Genomic DNA, 16,525 nt, shown 5'->3' with positions numbered 1-16,525 from the left:
AAATAGTTCATGAAAAAAATAATTGCCCTAATCTTCATCTTTATCTTTAATTTTTCATTTTCTCAGGAAAATAGAATAGGACAACTTAAAAACCAAATAGAAGCAATTTCTGCAGATGCGCCGGGATTAAATGAAAAAATTAATGTTAACATTAAAGAGGCATCATTGTCGAGTTTTTTATTGGCAATTTCTCAAGTTCATAAATTAAATATTAGTGTTGCTCCAAATTTAAGTCAGGTTAATATTGTCAATAATTTTTCTGATGTTACCGTAGGTGATTTGCTTATTTTTCTTTGCAAGGAATATAATCTTACCATTGATTTTACTGGAAATATTTTATCTGTAAAATCATATGAAAAACCCGTTGAGCCTCCAACTGTAAAAACCATAGATGTGGTCTATGATGCATCGAATAATTTACTTTCTTTAAATTTAAAAGATGATAAATTATATGATGTTTTTAGAAAAATTATGGATGAAAGCGCTAAAAATTTAGTTTTTGCTCCTGGTTTAGAAAATCAATTATTGACAGTTTATATTAAAAATATGCCTTTTGATGCAGCTTTAAATAAGTTGGCATTCGCTAATAATTTGAGTGTTACTAAATCAAGAGATAATTTTTACATTTTCGACAAAGCTGACGGAAATTTTGTAGCAGAAGGAACTGCAGATCCCAACGGGGCAATAAGACAGAATAAACCGCAACGACCAAGAAAATCAAATTTTTTCTTTACTGTGGTTGATGCCGATAAAAAACTTCTTGATGTGGATTTCGAAAATACGCCAATTTCAAGTATTATATATGATATAGGGCATGAGCTTGATATTGACATGTTTATCTCCTCTCCTTTAGAGAATGCGGGGACTGGAACTGTAAAAGCAAAGAATATTACTTTTGATGCACTTTTGGTAAAATTGTTCGAGACTAAACCAGAGAACAATTCTTCTATGAACACAAGTTCACAACAATTTAGCAATAATAATCCTGCCGGAATTATCACACCTTCATCAGGAAATTCTTTTACTTTTAGGAAAAGTGGTGCTATTTATTATTTTGGAACAAAAGACCAATTAATAGTTCGAAACATAAAATCAATTGCCTTAATGCACCGGTCTATAGAACTTTTAAGCGATCCGTCAAAAGAAGGTAGAAGTGCAGGAAGATTAAATAATACAAACAATTATTCTAATTATAATTCTTTTAACTCATCAGATACAAGAACTAATTCTAATTATCAAAATCCAAATAATAATTACAATAATAACTCATACAATTCAGCCTCTTCAAATAGCAATAATCCATCAGAATCTATTCTGGCAATTATTCCCGATGAAATTAAAAAGGACTTAGATATAAAAATCGATAAAGAATTAAATAGCTTCTTAGTAAATGGTCCAGCAGCAAATGTTGAACGATTTGAATCTTTTATACAATATATTGATAAAGCAGTTCCGGTAATTTTAATTGAAGTAATGCTTTTAGAAGTAAATCGAAGTGCTACCGTTGAAACCGGCATTCAGGCAGGAATTGGAGATAAACCTGTTACAACAAAAGGGACGGTTTTTCCTAATGCCGACATTACTTTAGGTGCAACGACAATTAACAAAATTATTGATGGTTTTAGCGGATTTGGTTCTCTAAATATTGGCCAAGTAGTTCCAAATTTTTATATGAGTCTGAAAGCTATGGAAACAAATGGAAACTTAAAAGTTCGTTCATCTCCGAGATTATCAACTCTTAACGGCCATAAAGCTTACTTATCAATTGGTGAAACTACCTATTATGTTGTAACAAATCAAAATTATTATGGTTCTCAAATTCCGCAAACATCAGAAGTTAAGAATTACCAGCCTATTGATGCTGAATTATCCGTGACAATTATGCCACTGGTTTCAGGAAACGGGCAAATTACAATGGATATTAAAGTAATACAGTCAAGTTTTAATGGGCAAAAAGTTGATAAAGATGCCCCTCCGGGAATTAACTCAAGAGAATTTACTTCTATTATCAGAGTAAAAGATCAGGATTTAATTGTTTTGGGAGGACTTGAAGAATCTGTAAAAAATGATTCAGGAACAGGAGTACCTTTATTATCAAGAATACCAATTATTAAATGGTTGTTCAGTTCAAGAAAGCGTGAGGATTCTAAGAAAAAGTTAAGCGTATTAATTAAACCTACTGTTATCTACTAATGGCATTACCATCTATGACCTCTTTTCTGCTTGGCAAAAAACATATTGGCATTGAGCACTTTACTTTGAATAATGAAGATAAAGTTGCTATGCTTTTAGTCGAAAAGGAAAAGGAGGGGCTGGTAATTACTAAAAAAGATAGAATTACATTCAAAGGTATAATTGCCGAAAAATGGGATCATAAATTACCTTTCGTCCTAATAATCAATACCAATCAGGTTATTCAAAAAGAGATTTCTGCCATTGATGCTTCTGATGAAAAACTACTTCATAAAGCTTTTCCAAATACTAACTGGGATGAATTTTACTTTGAAATATGGAGACTCAAAACAAAATCAATTGTTGCAATTACAAGAAAATCATATATAAATAGCTTAATTTCAATATATAATAATCAAAAAATTGTAATTGCCGGAATTAGTCTTGGTGTTTGTTCCATTGCCGACATTATTGATTATACAAATGAAAAAGAAATTTTCACAAATAATCAATTAATAGTAAGGCAAGAACAGCAACAAATTATATCGGCAAGCCAGTTAGATGAAGCGATTATTTATTCTATAAATGACCTTCAGATCGAAAATAGACAATTATTAGCGTTTTCAGGAATTCTGCGTCTCATTATGAATTCTACTCTAAATTCAGGTTCTATCATATCGTATAGTGATACTTTATATAATAATTATAATCAAAAAGCTTTTTTCAGTAAAGGACTAAAAATAATGACCGGAATATTGCTTGGTATTTTGGTTTTTAATTTTATGTTTTTTACTCATTATTATAAATTAGCCCAGGAAACTTCAGAAACATTGTTAATCAATAAATCTTCGCTGGAAGATGTGACTAAATTGAAAGAAAGAATTGTTAAGAAAGAAGAAAAGGTTAAAAATATTATTGGAAAAACAACTTCGCAAAGTTCTTTAATAATTAATGAAATTGCTAACAAAGTTCCATCATCTATTTTATTAAACGAAATGACTTTTAATCCCTTGGAGAAAAAAGTCAAAAATGATGAACCAATAACAGCTCAGGAAAAAACAATTGTTGTCTCTGGGACTACTTTGTCTAATACAGACTTTACAGAATGGGTCGAGGGTATTGAAAAAATAAACTGGGTTGATAAAGTTTTGATAACATATTTTGGCAAAAATGAAGATAATGAAACAGCTTTTTCAATTAAAATAGCTTTAAAATAATATGAAACTTGACAAAAGAAATAAAGGCCTTTTACTCGGTTTTCTGGTATTACTTTATATTAGTTATTCGTTTGCGATTTCAAATACCATAGATTATTACAGCGAGTATAAGTCCAAACAGCAAGAAATTACAGCAGATCATAATTTGCCTAAACTGACAGCACAGTTAATTCAAAAAGAAAAACAATTAGATCAGGTTTTGTCTAAATATGATGCTAATATTTCTGAATCCTTTCAAACGGATCTGCTAAAACAGTTAACGACGTATAGCACTAATTACCATTTGAAAATTGTAGATTTTCAGGAGCCACATATTATATCTCAAAAAGGAATTAGTACAACTAGTTATATGTTCTCTCTTGAAGGCTCTTTTAATAATAGCTTAATAGTTTTAAATAAGCTAGAAAACAGTCCTTCACTAGGAGTAATTAAACATTTGAATTTTGTGAAAAAGAAAAATTATAATACAAATATAAACCAGTTGTCTGTAGAAATTATAATGCAAAAAAATAATGATAATTAAAGTTTATTAAATAATAAATTATAAACATCTTTAGCTACAATTCTTTATTCAAATAGTGCGTTTTAGATTATTGATTAAAGTTATATTCAGGAGGCAAACTAAATTCTTTCTTTGCAGTCTATACTTCTATTTTTGTAGTTTTATCGAATGTTTAATAATTTAAAAAAATACTAAAAGACAACAAATTTTAAACAATAAAAAAATATAGTTATGCTAAAAAAAATTGCCATCCTGACTTTAGCACTCTGCTATGCGTGTCAAACAACTAAAATAAAAAATGAAGAATATAAATTTTCAACATCAGTAGTGGAATTGGGTAGTATTGGAGAATCAAAATTATCATACAATCAAAATACATTTGAACCTAAAGCTTTAGCTAAACTCGAAAATAATATTAGAGTAGAGATTGGCATTGTACCTTATAATCGAAAATTAAATAAAATCTATAAATCAAAAGCCAAATACAATCAAAATCAAACGAAAGTAGCTTATATAGATAGTCTTCCTGTTAAACCTGAATTAGTTACTATACAAATATTGGATATTGCAGGTCTCATTAATGAAATTAATGCTGATTACAATAATGATATTTCAAAATTACTCTTGAACACCCAAAACCTGCAAATCATATCTAGTCTGGCTACAAGCCTATCAACAGATGAAATAACCAAAATCAGACAATCTGATGCGTACTATTTATCTAATTCGCAATACAAAAAATACACAATCTCCTTATTCAAGAGCGGTAAAAAAGTCGATTTTATTGATATCAACCCTGAAACAATTGTCGCATATCAAGTAAGCAAATTTTGTTGGGCGAACTCCGACCATGGTAAATGGTATATAGCTGATATAGTAGATGAGCATAACAGTTGTTCGGGGGTAACAAAATCTAAAATAAGTAAAAAGAAAGAATCTAAAAGTTTATTTGATATGTAGCCTAATCATATTATGTAGTAAATTTAAAAAAATCTCATAAAATTTGTCATGAATAAAACTTTATTAAATAAATACTATCTCTTCTTTCCAATTTTCTTAAGTCTTTTTTCTTGTGAAGAAATACTTTTAGTACCTGATATATCTAAAGATGAAGTGATATTGACAGCACCAGTAAATAATGCCGCGTTGACTTCATCCGGAGTTACTTTTTCTTGGGAAAGTGTAAAAGATGCCGAAAAGTATCAAATACAAATTGCAGTTCCTAACTTTGAAGCACCACAACAAATAATTCTGGATACCTTAGTAACCAAAAACTCCTATCAACAACAAATAAATATTGGAAAATATGAATGGCGAGTAAGAGCAGTTAACAGTGCTTATGAAACCGCATACTCTAAAAACGGTTTTCAGATTTTGAACAATGATGATTTTCAAAATAATACTGTTGTTTTAATAACGCCATCTAATAATCTCATTTCAAAAAACACGACTCAAAAACTTTCGTGGAATACTGTTATTGGTGCAACAAATTATCAACTTCAAATTTTAGATAAAGATAACAGCTTAATAAAAGAACAAAATTCAGAAGCAACATTTCTGAATTTCACATTTGAAGATGGGACATTTACCTGGAGAGTAAGAGCTAGTAATGGGAGCTTAGAAACTCTTTATTCTGTTAGATCAATTTTGATCGACACAAAATCGCCAAATACACCTACTCTTTCCAATCCGGCAAATGCGAGTTCTACAACTAACAAGAGTATAAATTTTCAATGGAACAGAACGTCTATTCCTGGAAGCACAGAAAAAGATAGTATTTATGTTTATAATGATACTGCATTAACCAATTTAAATTTTAAGGATGGTGGAACTAGCCCTTACAACAAAACACTTACAACCGGAACTTATTATTGGTTTATAAAATCATTTGATGAAGCTGGCAATCAAAGTATAAGAAGTACTCTTTTTAATTTTACTATAAATTAAAAAATGAAAAACAAAAAAAACATATACATTCTCTTACCTCTCGTTCTATTAGTATGGGGAGCCGTTATATTTCAATTTTTCTCCTTTACAAAAGTCGATGAAATGATTCCTGACAGTAATCATGAATTCACTATTAAACCTTTGAAGATTTCTAACAAAGATTCATTTCCAATTAATGTAAATTATAGAGATCCATTTTTAGGAAAATTATATAATTCCGAAACAGCTTCTTCTGCAAAAAGGACTTCATTAAAAAAAATAAAAGTTTCGAAAGAGACAGAAACTTTGATTTGGCCAAATATTGTTTACAAAGGTTTAATCTCTGATACAAAGGGAAAAAATAAAATTTTCATGCTAATTATTGATAGTAAAAATTATTATATGAAAATTGGAGATACCGAAAATGAAATTTTTCTTAAAAGCGGCGATCAAGAATCGATATATGTTAAGTATAAAGGCAATTTAAATATTATAATGCTACAAGATTGAAATTAAAATTTAGAATTAAGTCGGGTGCCTTACAATTTACAGTTTTTATTGCTGTATTAATTGCACTGCTTTTAGCAGGTATTGTTTTATATGCGTATACTTTTATTTACATGAAAGAACAGTCAAAAGGTGCTATAGAAAATATACAAATTGCTGATATTGGAATTCAGTCATTATTAGAACAAAAAGAAATAAATACTGATACTACCACTATAAATTTTATAGAAAAAGACAAGCAAATAATAAAAACGAATTTGTCTACATGGGGTATATTCCAAAAAGGCATTTCTAATAGTCAATTTCGAAAAAAAAAATTCATTAAAACAGCATTAATTGGTACACTTTTAAACGCCAACAAGTCACCAACTGTTTTCTTACAAGATAGTCATAATACTTTAAGTGTTGTAGGTACAACTTCAATTAAAGGGATAGCTTATTTACCTTTTAAGCAAGCAAAATCAGGTTATATTGCTGGTAACAACTATTATGGTTCACAATTGATTTACGGCAAAATAGAAAAGAGTTCCGCTGAGCTCCCTCCTCTTTCTAAAACTTTTGAAAATGAAATAAAATTTTACTTTCAAGAATACAAGCCAAGTAATCAACACGATTATATTAATTTGAATTCAGCTAAAAAAATTACTAATTCTTTTAACGAAAAGACAAAGGGATTTTATTCTGAAAACCCCATAATACTAGATAACGTAGCAATCTCGGGAAACATCATAATTAAATCAGAAACTGCTATTACTGTTAAAAATACTTCTAAATTGAAAGATTTAATTTTAATAGCACCTTTAATTGAAATTGAAGCTGAAACAATCGGAAATTTCCAAGCTATTGCAACAAAAAAAATTACTGTAGGTGAAAATTGTAATTTGGAATTTCCGTCAGCACTATTACTATTTCAAGATAGTATAGATAGCAGCAAACCAATCTCAAATGATATTTCTACAAATAATGACATCTTTATCAATACCGGAACTACTATTAAAGGTAGTGTTGTTTATTATCAAACTAAAGAATCGTCAGACTTTCGATCTCAAATAACATTGGAAAAAAACGCCCGAATTAAAGGCCAAGTTTATTGCAATGGAAATTTTGAAATAAAAGGAATTGTCTCCGGATCAGTAATTACCAAACAATTTGTAGCAAACCAATCAGGTTCAATTTTTATTAATCATGTCTTTAATGCAACTATTGAAAATGAAAACATACCAGAATTATACGGAGGTATAATTTTAGAGAAACAACCTAAAACTGTTCTGAAATGGTTATACTAAAAAAACTAAAGTCAGCAACATTGGTTGAAGCAATTGTTGCAACTGTTTTGGTTGTAATCATATTTATTATTGCGAGTTTGATACTGAACAATCTGGTTTTTAATACCTTTTCAAAAAACACCCACGATGTCGAAACTCGAATAAACGAACTGGAATATGAAGTGCAAAATAAGAATATTAAATTACCCTATCGGGAAAATTATAAAAACTGGGATATCAAAATTGAATTAGAATCTGACGCTTCATTAAAAACATTTTCAATTTCGGCAGTTAATAACGTTTCAAAAAAAGAAATGGCAAAACAGCAAATAATATGGCAGCAGGAAAATTAAAATCGTTTACATTATCAGAAATGATTGTCGTTATGATTATAACTGCTATAGTTGTAGGCATGGCTTTTAGTGTTTTACGTATTGTACAAAAACAAATTCATACCATTCAAAGCAATTTTGAAAAAACCAGTACGCTGGCACTTTTTGAACAAAAACTTTGGCAGGATTTTAATGAGCCACATATGATAATATATGACAAAGCTAAACAGTTATTAATCATGACTTCAGAAATTGACACCATAACCTATTCTTTTCAGGAGAACTTCAGTTTGAGAAACCTTGATACAATCAAACTTAAAATTACTCCAAACAAAGCATTTTTGAGAGGAAAAGAAATTAGCAACGGACAAATTGATGCTTTATCAATCTACGCAGAAACAGAATTACCGGATTACCGAATTTTTGTTTCAAAAAAAAATGATTTAACCTTTTTTATGAATCAGGAAAATGGCATTTAAATTAGAAAACACACCCACTAAAAAAACTATTCAGTCTCAAAATCAGAATAGTATAGAAAGTCTTTTAAAAAAAGAAATAACTCTTTTTGGTGAGAGCTTTAATAATAAAAAAAAGCAAGCATTCTATCTTGAACTAGCTGTATTACTAAAAGCAGGTGTAAGTTTTAAAGAAGGACTTTCATTAATTATTGAATCATTAAAGAAAAAAAACGACAAAGATTTAATTCAGAGTATCTTAACTGATGTTGTAAATGGGAAGCCTTTTTCAGAAGCGTTACAAAAATCAAAATCATTTACTGAATACGAATTTTATTCCATTCAAATTGGAGAGGAAACAGGGACTACATCGCAAGTTTGCGAAGAACTAGGCCATTTTTTTGAGCGTAAAAACGAACAGAAGAGAATTATAATAGCTGCTCTCACCTATCCTTCTATTGTGTTAAGTACTGCTGTTTTGGTTGTGATTTTTATGTTAAGTTATGTCGTACCAATGTTTCAGGATATTTTCAAACAAAACAATATGGAGCTTCCTGTTTTAACGCAATTTATTGTAAAGTTGTCAGTATGGACAAAGACGTACGGGCTCTATTTTTTTATTGGAATACTAATTTTTATTTTTTCAACTCAATTTTTCAAAGACAATCATAAATATAAAAGGGCTCTTCATTATTTTCTAATAAAAATCCCTGTCTTAGGAGCTTTTATGACAAAAGTATATCTGGCACAATTTACTCAGGCTGTAACTTTACTTACCACCGCAAAAGTGCCATTATTGAATAGTATACAAATGGTAAAAAAAATGATTCGTTTTGTACCGCTTCAGGAAGCTTTAGAGCAAGTGGAAAATAGCGTATTAAAAGGAAATAGTCTTAGCAATAGTCTCAAAAACACGCCTCTTTTTGATAACCGAATTATATCTCTTGTAAAAGTTGCCGAAGAAACCAATCAAACGGAATACGTTTTCAAACAACTAAGCGAACAATACAATCAGGAAGTCATTCAGCAATCTAAAGTTATGACTACTGTTCTTGAACCTTTTATTATTCTTTTTGTTGGAGTTTTAGTTGCCGTTTTATTGGTTGCAATGTATTTACCAATGTTTCAGTTAAGTAGTGCAATTGGGTAAAAATATACTAATTGATGATTAGAGTTATTTTATCGCTTAAAATTAGTATTGTATATGAGCCCCTTTATTTTAAAAAGACATGTTAATTATGAAAGATGATCAATCCAGATTGAATCATAGGGGACAATTCAATGCAAATAAGCTATTAACTCAAAACAACACAATCTGACTGATCAATCTTTCCAATAATCTTTTATCTTTAAATTATAAAGCCTCTTTCTTCCATTAATGACAAATTATAATTTAATGGTTTTACAATATTGTGAGCAAGATAATTCCCATTGAGATAATATAAATTGTTACCAAACAAAAGAGAAAATCTGCTTCACTTCAATTAATAAATTAAGTTGATTTTCTTGCAATTTAAACACTGTCGCCACAAACAATTTAAATATTTCAATTGACTTTTTTCTCTACAATTTTTTATCCTTTAACTGATTTTCTTGTATTGGACGAGGAAGCTCTCTATTTCTAAGTAAAAAGTGCAGAACCTCTTATTACTGACCTTACTTTTGCAGTAATAAAAATAATTTAAAAACTAATTTTTAGTACATTTGTAATCGTGCGGCGAGCAGGTTCTTAATAAAGTTGACCTGTTAGTTGACCCATAGAATTGAAAAGCTGAAATACCCAGTATTTACTGGGATTTATGATAACAAGCGAGAACCTCTTTGCCTCCTCAACTATGTCTCCATTTTAGTTGGCATACCCACCCTTAACTTTGATTCTAATTTTCGTTAGCACAACCAATATCCTTAGATTTGTTAATAACTATAAAGTAAAAAAGGAATCATACCATTTGGCTTTTGTATGTAATAGGTTTTATACTCATTTTTCATTTTTCTGTTAATAGTCATATTTTTTGAATAACTATCTTTAAAAACTCTATCACCAACTGAAATGCCTAATTTGTCAAATTCTGTAAAATTATAACTAGCAAAAGAATATTGATTATTCAAGCTATCGGAAAATATTAGATAACCTTTTGCATCTGTTTCTATTTTATCTATAATAAAATCATATTTATTCGTATATTCTTGACGTGATTTTATAAATGCATTTATAAAAATGAAAACAAGAATAGTTACAAAAAAAATCATTAATGAAAAAACTGTTTTTCTTCTATCCATAATTTAAAATTTAGTTTTATTTCCAAATGAAGGAGTTGAATAAGATACTCCACCATAGACTCCAGCTCCTGGTGTGCCAAATCCAACCGAAGCTCCTCCAGTTACAGAAGTAATGACATCTGAACTAAAAGGTGTACCCTTGATTCCTATTGATCCTGTTAATGAAACTCTTCCTCCATCAACAGCATTAAAAGCAGTTCCTGTGTAAGACCAGCCTAACATTGCATTTGAAGCTGTACCTGCGGATAAGGATCTCATATCTGTTGTAAGGAAGTAACCTCCACCTGCACCGATTCCAATACCACCATTCATCATTCCAACTGTACCAGCTACTGTAGTTATAGAATATGGAATTAAACTTGCATCATTACCTCTAGTAATCCAATTCAAAGAAAATTCTGTAGAGTTACCTATATATGGATTAGCATTATATGATACACTAAAATATATTCTATCCGGAATCATTAATCTAACTGAAGTACTGTTCCATAAATCTGATACATTATTTAGTATTTGAGTTGAAACAGAAGGGACATAGTCAACATGCTTTTTTGCAATAAATCTAGGATCTTCTTTATAATTAAGAACTGGTCTATCAGTTTGACGTCTTGAACCATTTGAACCACCTGAATTTATAACAACTTTAGGACCAAAAATTCTAAAACCTGACCAAACATTATAACGATCAGGAAAAGAATCAGGAAAAGAATTGTTCTTCTTACCCCCAATTACAACTTCACGCAGTTCACCATCTTGCCTAGTCCAGTTCCCATTTGAATATTTATAAACCCCACCTCCAACACTCGTATATGTAGTACCGTTTGTAGGTTTCTCATTGTGGTTTTTATAATATTCCTCACATTCTGGGCACAAACCGGATGGGTCACTAAAAACGATTGGATTATTTTCTGCAAATGCATACGGAGAAATGCCAGTAAAAAGATCGGTCAAAGGATCAGGAGCAGAAAATCGTCCAAGGGCATTGTCGTACATTCTGAAATCCATTGCCGTAATATTCAAGCCTAGCTCATCTTGCAGTTCCTTTCCGTTGTACTTATACTTTTGTCCAGTACTGTTTCCTTTTCCCAGTACAATTGCATTATTGTATCCTGACTGCTTTAAACCAAACGGGTAGTAGTTACTTTCTTCTACAATTTCTGTAGTTGTAACGCTCCCGTCATTGTTATTATCTCCATAACTTAGGCGTACATTCCCCAAATGATCTTTGTACTGGTAAATATAGTTAAAAGTTCCTGAATTATTAGCAACATAGCCTTCGGGCTGAGGAAAAAACTGCAATACGTTATTCTCATATTGGAATCCTCCTGCATAATCAGTAGTGATTGCCCCAACTACTTTGCTTTGTTTAACACCTGTAGCATCATAAACATAATTGATTGTGCCTGAAGCCAAAGTTATCTGTGTGGGTAGATTCAGATGGTTGTAACTTATAGCCGTTATAGCTTTATTGGCATCCGATTTCATATTGCCATTATTATCATATGCATAATCATCTACAGTATCAGCCGCTGTATTTACCGCATCATCCTTAAAGCCATACTGATCCGTTGCAGAAGCATCAGCCACTTTCATCAACCTGTTTCCGGTATAGGTATAAGTCAGATCATCCATAAATCCAAAATTAGCTGGAGTAGAAACGGATGGCACGGCAACTATTGCCCCTTTTCGTTTTAGATTGATAATATTTCCATTTTTGTCGTATACTATATTGCCTTCAGTGAAGAATCCTTCGCTATCTATAGCGTTGGTCAGTCGATTAAGGGCATCATAGGTATAATTATAATTTCTTAAACTCGTATTAGTATTTGCTGTTTTCCAAAAGGTCTGACTGATGTTTCCATTAAACAACGGAGTTCCCGAAGTTGGAGTGTTATAACTGATTTGAAAAGCAAACAAATCAGTTCCCATTGTATTTATATCGTTTATCCCTTTTAACCAACCTCTTATATTATAGGTATAATTTACATTCTGTAAACGAGTTTGCGTTGTTTTTCCGCCGACTCCCTTACTTGTTAATTGACCTAATTCATCATAGGTATTAGATACAATTGTCTCTTCCGCCTGATTGTTGATGATTTGTTTTTGAGTTAATAGCCTACCTGCATTATCATAAGTGAATGAATTTGTTATTTGAACATTTGTATTTGGTGTTATATTAGTTCTTAAGTGAGTTGAAGTCGTAGCTATAGTCTTGCCTTCAAAGTCAAAATTATTTTTAACTTTATCTGTTGTTTTTAAATAATCGTTATAGCTGTATAAGTAAATAGGTCTGTATTTTGCATCATAGTAACTTATATTTGTGATCCAATTGGTTGTTCCTAAAATTCTTATTTTACTCCCTGTAGATAAACCTTTAACATTGGTATTGGGAGTAGTTCCATAAGCAGTTTCGGAAACTCCACCGCTTAAATTGAAATTATTATAATTATCATAATAATTAATGGTTAAAATATTAGTATTTATGTCACTATCTGGCAGATTTGGAAAAGCATTATTACTGTAATTGATACTGGTTCCATTGATAATACGTTCTGTTACTTGTCTGATTTCATATAAAGTAGTGTTCAAGTCTGCCAAATTTTGTATGGCAATTCTTGTCTTTTGTGTTATGTTTTTATAATCACCCGTGTAAACAGGTCTGTCAAGCGCATCGTATTTGATAAACAACCATTTGTTTGAAACTCTTAAATTAGAGTCTTGAGTCATTATTACTCTATTCGCTTTATCATAAACAATATATTCCCAGTCTTTTCCTGGTATTTTTTTCTCAACTAAACGATTATAGTTATCATATCTATATTGGAAACACAAATTATTTAGGGTTGTCTGATCTACTGCACTATTACCCAGCGGTGGTATTACATATGATAAATTACCATATTCGTCATAAGCATAATAAGTGTCGAGTGCTTGGCTCAGGTCGTAAGTTCTTTTCAGAATCAATTTACCTTCTTTATCTTTAAACTCCTCAATCGTGCGATTCTTAAGATCCGTAGATATCCAGTTCTCATCTTTAGTAACCGTTTTGGTTAATTGATTAATGTCGTAGTTCAGTGTTTGAGATATAGCAGGGACATATATTTTTAAACTATCGATCCAAGTTGTTGTAACGAGATGCTTCTTTACTTCACCCACTATATTGTACTGGTAATCCATTTTTATTTCATGCCCAGAATCCAATTTCCAATCATTCCCCGCAGCGGCTACTTTTAATACCTTATTCGACGGGGAATTCTCAAACAAAAATTCGGTATATGGATTGAGTGTGTTTTCATATTTTGCGATATTGTAAAAACCATTTGTTTCGCTTAAAGCATTTGTCCTAAATGAAGTATTCCCGGAAAGCGTTGATGCATAAGGCAAATACTTTCTACTTTCACGTCCAAACCCATCATACTCTTTATGTATGACAATATCTTTTCCAGTTCCAGATAGTCCAAGTGCAATTTCTTGTATAGGTCTGTTTAGTCCATCAAAATAGGATATAGTTACTGAAGCCTGACTAGTTGTTGGAGTCGAAATAGGAATTAATGTAGCTTGCTTATAAGTCGTTTCCCTAATAAGACTTCCTACTTGGCCTATGGCTATAATTGGAAACAAAACTAAGAGATATATTATTTTTTTCATTGTTCATATTTTTTTTGAGAAATCCAGTATAAATTCGATTACTTCTAATTCTTTTGTTTTTATTACAACTATTATTGGATTAAGTTATTCAGTACAAATCCCATTAATATTGGCATAAGCTTGCCCATTAGTAGCAACATCCCCTTGTGCCTGTGAATCTGCATTTGCTTGTGATACATTAGAAGTATATTTGCCTGCTGGCACGGTATAAATTACTGAAGTACCTGATCCATCAGGGCAATTATTTCGGGTAAAAGTTCCACTCTTAGCCACACTGCGGTAAGTATCGCAAGTTCCTACTGAATTTGCATTGGCTTGACCGTTTGTGTTAGCTTCTGCTTGAGCTTGAGAATCTGCATTAGCTTGTGAATTTGTAGAAGTGTATTTTCCTGCGGCCACTGTGTAAGCAACTCTTGAACCATATTTTCCTGTTGTACAATTGTTTTTATAAAAATAAACCGTTAGTTGTGTATTTGAAAAAGTACAAGTACCTAATGAATTGGCATTGTTTTGTCCATTAAGGTCGATTTCATTTTGGGCTTGGGCATCTGCTGCGGCTTGTGAGATATTTGAAGTATATTTCCCCAAAGGAACTGTGTATGTTACTGAAGTCCCTATTGAACCAGAAGCGCAATTATTTTTTATAAAAGTCACCTTTTTTTCTTTGTTCATATATGTATAAGTATATGGACTGATAGTGATACCGCAATCTGCAATCTGTCCTTGAAAATTATAGCAAAAACTTTTTATTATATTCTTATTATTATCTTTTACATATACTAACCTATTGGCACTATCATATTCATTATATATAGTTATTCCATTGGGATCAGTGATTGTGCTTATTCCTACAAGAGGCTTGTATGTATAAGTGGTTATCATAGCACTAGATAAAGCAGGATCATTTCGTAGTGCTGTTAATGCACTTAACAAATCAGATTCTGTTCCAGTATTTGAGGCTGTTTGTGCATTTGTAATTAAACTTGATGGAATACTATTGTAGGTTATATTCTCTATTTGAGCTATTGGTTGTGCTTTATTATATCCCCAAATAGTTGAACTATAAACTCCGTTCGGTTTTTTAATTTCTAGAACATTTCCTTTTCCATTAGTTAAATCTGAATCGTATAAGGTGTATGTTATTTTCTTGTTTTGATCACTAAAAGGGTAGGTATTTGTAATTCCTTTTGTTACGTGAATTTCTTTCGGCTGTAAAACCATCCCTGTACTTGTACTTTCTTCGTATTTAGTATTTGATTCTGATGTTTTAACAGTATTTAAATAAGTTTCAGTTTTGATAGGTTCGTCGATTATGTTTTTATCTATCAATTTTTGCATTTCAATTGGCTGTTGTATACCAGCAGACAACAAATCTGCGGGATAATACAATTTGCTTTTAATTAATTCATTCTTGCTATTTAGAGTTTCTGTCCTAGTAAGATAGCAATGCTGAAGGTTATCATAAAAATAATTTGTCACTGCATTTGATGTTACATTTTCTGCTATATCATATTCCTTATTGGTAACAGTTTTTAGCACCGTTTTACTCAATACTGATTTACCTCCGTAATATATAAATTGCATACTGTTACTATCTGAGTTTTTATTATATGCAGGATTCGTTGTGGCTGTATAATAAGACGATAGTAAATAACCTGCTAAAGGAGGATAGGGTGAAAAGGGGGATTTGTTTATATTAAATACATAATTTTCTGGTCTTGTATAGTATTTTAAGACTGAATACGTATAATCGGTACTACTAATTAACTTTAATTCATCAGTGGAAACATCCCTTTTGTATGTTTTTGTTGATTGAATTTCTCCTCCAATTGAAAAAAAGTTATTTACATAATTATAGTTAACTATTTTAGTCAGGTTATTCAAATCACTCCAGTCATAAGATGTATACAATGGGTTGTTATAAAAGGTTGGGTTTTTAGGAACTAAAGGAACAGTTTCATTTGTATTTTTTTGATTGTAAATAAATTCTTTTTTTCCGTTTTTTTTCAAAGTAATTGGGTCTATATCGAAATCTGTTACATTTGAATAAACAACAGCAGATTTATTTGAAAAATTAACAACTGAAGTTAGAACTTCTGGTAATATCGTTGATAAGGTAGTGTGCATGGAAAAAACGGTCAAATTGACCACGCTTTTTCAGCATAAAGTGACCACCGCTTTCGGATTAAACTGACCACCACTTTTCAATTTAAACTGACCA

General features: G+C 30.9%; 13 protein-coding genes. 10 read left to right on the top strand and 3 right to left on the bottom strand.

Annotated features, from left to right (window positions below; all coding sequences use genetic code 11):
- Positions 1 to 9 precede the first annotated feature (9 nt).
- The 10 genes from BD847_RS00100 to BD847_RS00055 all read left to right on the top strand — a co-directional run bounded on the left by BD847_RS00100 (position 10) and on the right by BD847_RS00055 (position 9,526).
- On the top strand, positions 10 to 2,193 hold the full coding sequence (locus BD847_RS00100) for a type II secretion system protein GspD (protein ID WP_115886252.1): 2,184 nt from the start codon (positions 10 to 12) through the stop codon (positions 2,191 to 2,193).
- A gap of 65 nt (positions 2,194 to 2,258) precedes the next feature.
- Entirely contained in the window at positions 2,259 to 3,389 is a 1,131-nt protein-coding gene (locus BD847_RS00095; protein ID WP_244201529.1) for a general secretion pathway protein, read from the top strand.
- Between the two features lies 1 nt (position 3,390).
- A complete protein-coding gene (locus BD847_RS00090) occupies positions 3,391 to 3,912 on the top strand; it encodes a general secretion pathway protein (RefSeq protein WP_115886250.1) in 522 nt (173 codons plus the stop codon).
- 210 nt (positions 3,913 to 4,122) lie between these two features.
- Entirely contained in the window at positions 4,123 to 4,851 is a 729-nt protein-coding gene (locus BD847_RS00085; RefSeq protein ID WP_115886249.1) for a hypothetical protein, read from the top strand.
- Positions 4,852 to 4,899: 48 nt separating this feature from the next.
- Positions 4,900 to 5,838: a phage tail protein gene (locus BD847_RS00080; protein ID WP_115886248.1), complete on the top strand. Its 939-nt coding sequence runs from the start codon at positions 4,900 to 4,902 to the stop codon at positions 5,836 to 5,838.
- 3 nt (positions 5,839 to 5,841) lie between these two features.
- On the top strand, positions 5,842 to 6,327 hold the full coding sequence (locus BD847_RS00075; protein WP_115886247.1) for a hypothetical protein: 486 nt from the start codon (positions 5,842 to 5,844) through the stop codon (positions 6,325 to 6,327).
- Positions 6,324 to 7,610: a hypothetical protein gene (locus BD847_RS00070; protein ID WP_115886246.1), complete on the top strand. Its 1,287-nt coding sequence runs from the start codon at positions 6,324 to 6,326 to the stop codon at positions 7,608 to 7,610. The genes BD847_RS00075 and BD847_RS00070 overlap by 4 nt, the downstream gene beginning before the upstream one ends.
- On the top strand, positions 7,598 to 7,942 hold the full coding sequence (locus BD847_RS00065) for a hypothetical protein (RefSeq protein ID WP_115886245.1): 345 nt from the start codon (positions 7,598 to 7,600) through the stop codon (positions 7,940 to 7,942). Before BD847_RS00070 ends, BD847_RS00065 begins: the two co-directional genes overlap by 13 nt.
- The gene (locus BD847_RS00060) at positions 7,924 to 8,400 is read left to right on the top strand and encodes a PulJ/GspJ family protein (RefSeq protein ID WP_115886244.1); all 477 of its coding nucleotides are present in this window, start codon (positions 7,924 to 7,926) and stop codon (positions 8,398 to 8,400) included. The genes BD847_RS00065 and BD847_RS00060 overlap by 19 nt, the downstream gene beginning before the upstream one ends.
- Positions 8,390 to 9,526: a type II secretion system F family protein gene (locus BD847_RS00055; protein ID WP_115886243.1), complete on the top strand. Its 1,137-nt coding sequence runs from the start codon at positions 8,390 to 8,392 to the stop codon at positions 9,524 to 9,526. The genes BD847_RS00060 and BD847_RS00055 overlap by 11 nt, the downstream gene beginning before the upstream one ends.
- A gap of 764 nt (positions 9,527 to 10,290) precedes the next feature.
- Here the strand turns inward: BD847_RS00055 and BD847_RS00050 are convergent.
- From BD847_RS00050 to BD847_RS00040, 3 genes are all read right to left on the bottom strand, one after another.
- Complete coding sequence (locus BD847_RS00050) at positions 10,291 to 10,656, bottom strand: hypothetical protein (protein WP_115886242.1); 366 nt, start codon at positions 10,654 to 10,656, stop codon at positions 10,291 to 10,293.
- A 3-nt stretch (positions 10,657 to 10,659) separates the two neighbouring features.
- Positions 10,660 to 14,304 carry a DUF6443 domain-containing protein gene (locus BD847_RS00045; protein WP_115886241.1) on the bottom strand — a complete coding sequence of 1,215 codons (3,645 nt, stop codon included), beginning with the start codon at positions 14,302 to 14,304 and terminating at the stop codon, positions 10,660 to 10,662.
- An 84-nt stretch (positions 14,305 to 14,388) separates the two neighbouring features.
- Complete coding sequence (locus tag BD847_RS00040; RefSeq protein WP_115886240.1) at positions 14,389 to 16,431, bottom strand: DUF5977 domain-containing protein; 2,043 nt, start codon at positions 16,429 to 16,431, stop codon at positions 14,389 to 14,391.
- Positions 16,432 to 16,525: the final 94 nt, after the last annotated feature.

Origin of the sequence: Flavobacterium cutihirudinis (assembly GCF_003385895.1) — a bacterium.
Lineage (GTDB): Bacteria > Bacteroidota > Bacteroidia > Flavobacteriales > Flavobacteriaceae > Flavobacterium > Flavobacterium cutihirudinis.
The sequence above is the reverse complement of the archived record's forward strand: the minus strand, read 5'-3'. Positions and strand labels throughout refer to the sequence as shown.

Bases quoted from the DNA above. Each gene is read 5' to 3' on its own strand.
- BD847_RS00100 (WP_115886252.1), top strand. From the start codon at position 10: ATGAAAAAAATAATTGCCCTAATCTTCATCTTTATCTTTAATTTTTCA.
- BD847_RS00090 (WP_115886250.1), top strand. From the start codon at position 3,391: ATGAAACTTGACAAAAGAAATAAAGGCCTTTTACTCGGTTTTCTGGTA.
- BD847_RS00085 (WP_115886249.1), top strand. From the start codon at position 4,123: ATGCTAAAAAAAATTGCCATCCTGACTTTAGCACTCTGCTATGCGTGT.
- BD847_RS00080 (WP_115886248.1), top strand. From the start codon at position 4,900: ATGAATAAAACTTTATTAAATAAATACTATCTCTTCTTTCCAATTTTC.
- BD847_RS00075 (WP_115886247.1), top strand. From the start codon at position 5,842: ATGAAAAACAAAAAAAACATATACATTCTCTTACCTCTCGTTCTATTA.
- BD847_RS00065 (WP_115886245.1), top strand. From the start codon at position 7,598: ATGGTTATACTAAAAAAACTAAAGTCAGCAACATTGGTTGAAGCAATT.
- BD847_RS00060 (WP_115886244.1), top strand. From the start codon at position 7,924: ATGGCAGCAGGAAAATTAAAATCGTTTACATTATCAGAAATGATTGTC.
- BD847_RS00055 (WP_115886243.1), top strand. From the start codon at position 8,390: ATGGCATTTAAATTAGAAAACACACCCACTAAAAAAACTATTCAGTCT.
- BD847_RS00050 (WP_115886242.1), bottom strand. From the start codon at position 10,656: ATGGATAGAAGAAAAACAGTTTTTTCATTAATGATTTTTTTTGTAACT.
- BD847_RS00045 (WP_115886241.1), bottom strand. From the start codon at position 14,304: ATGAAAAAAATAATATATCTCTTAGTTTTGTTTCCAATTATAGCCATA.
- BD847_RS00040 (WP_115886240.1), bottom strand. From the start codon at position 16,431: ATGCACACTACCTTATCAACGATATTACCAGAAGTTCTAACTTCAGTT.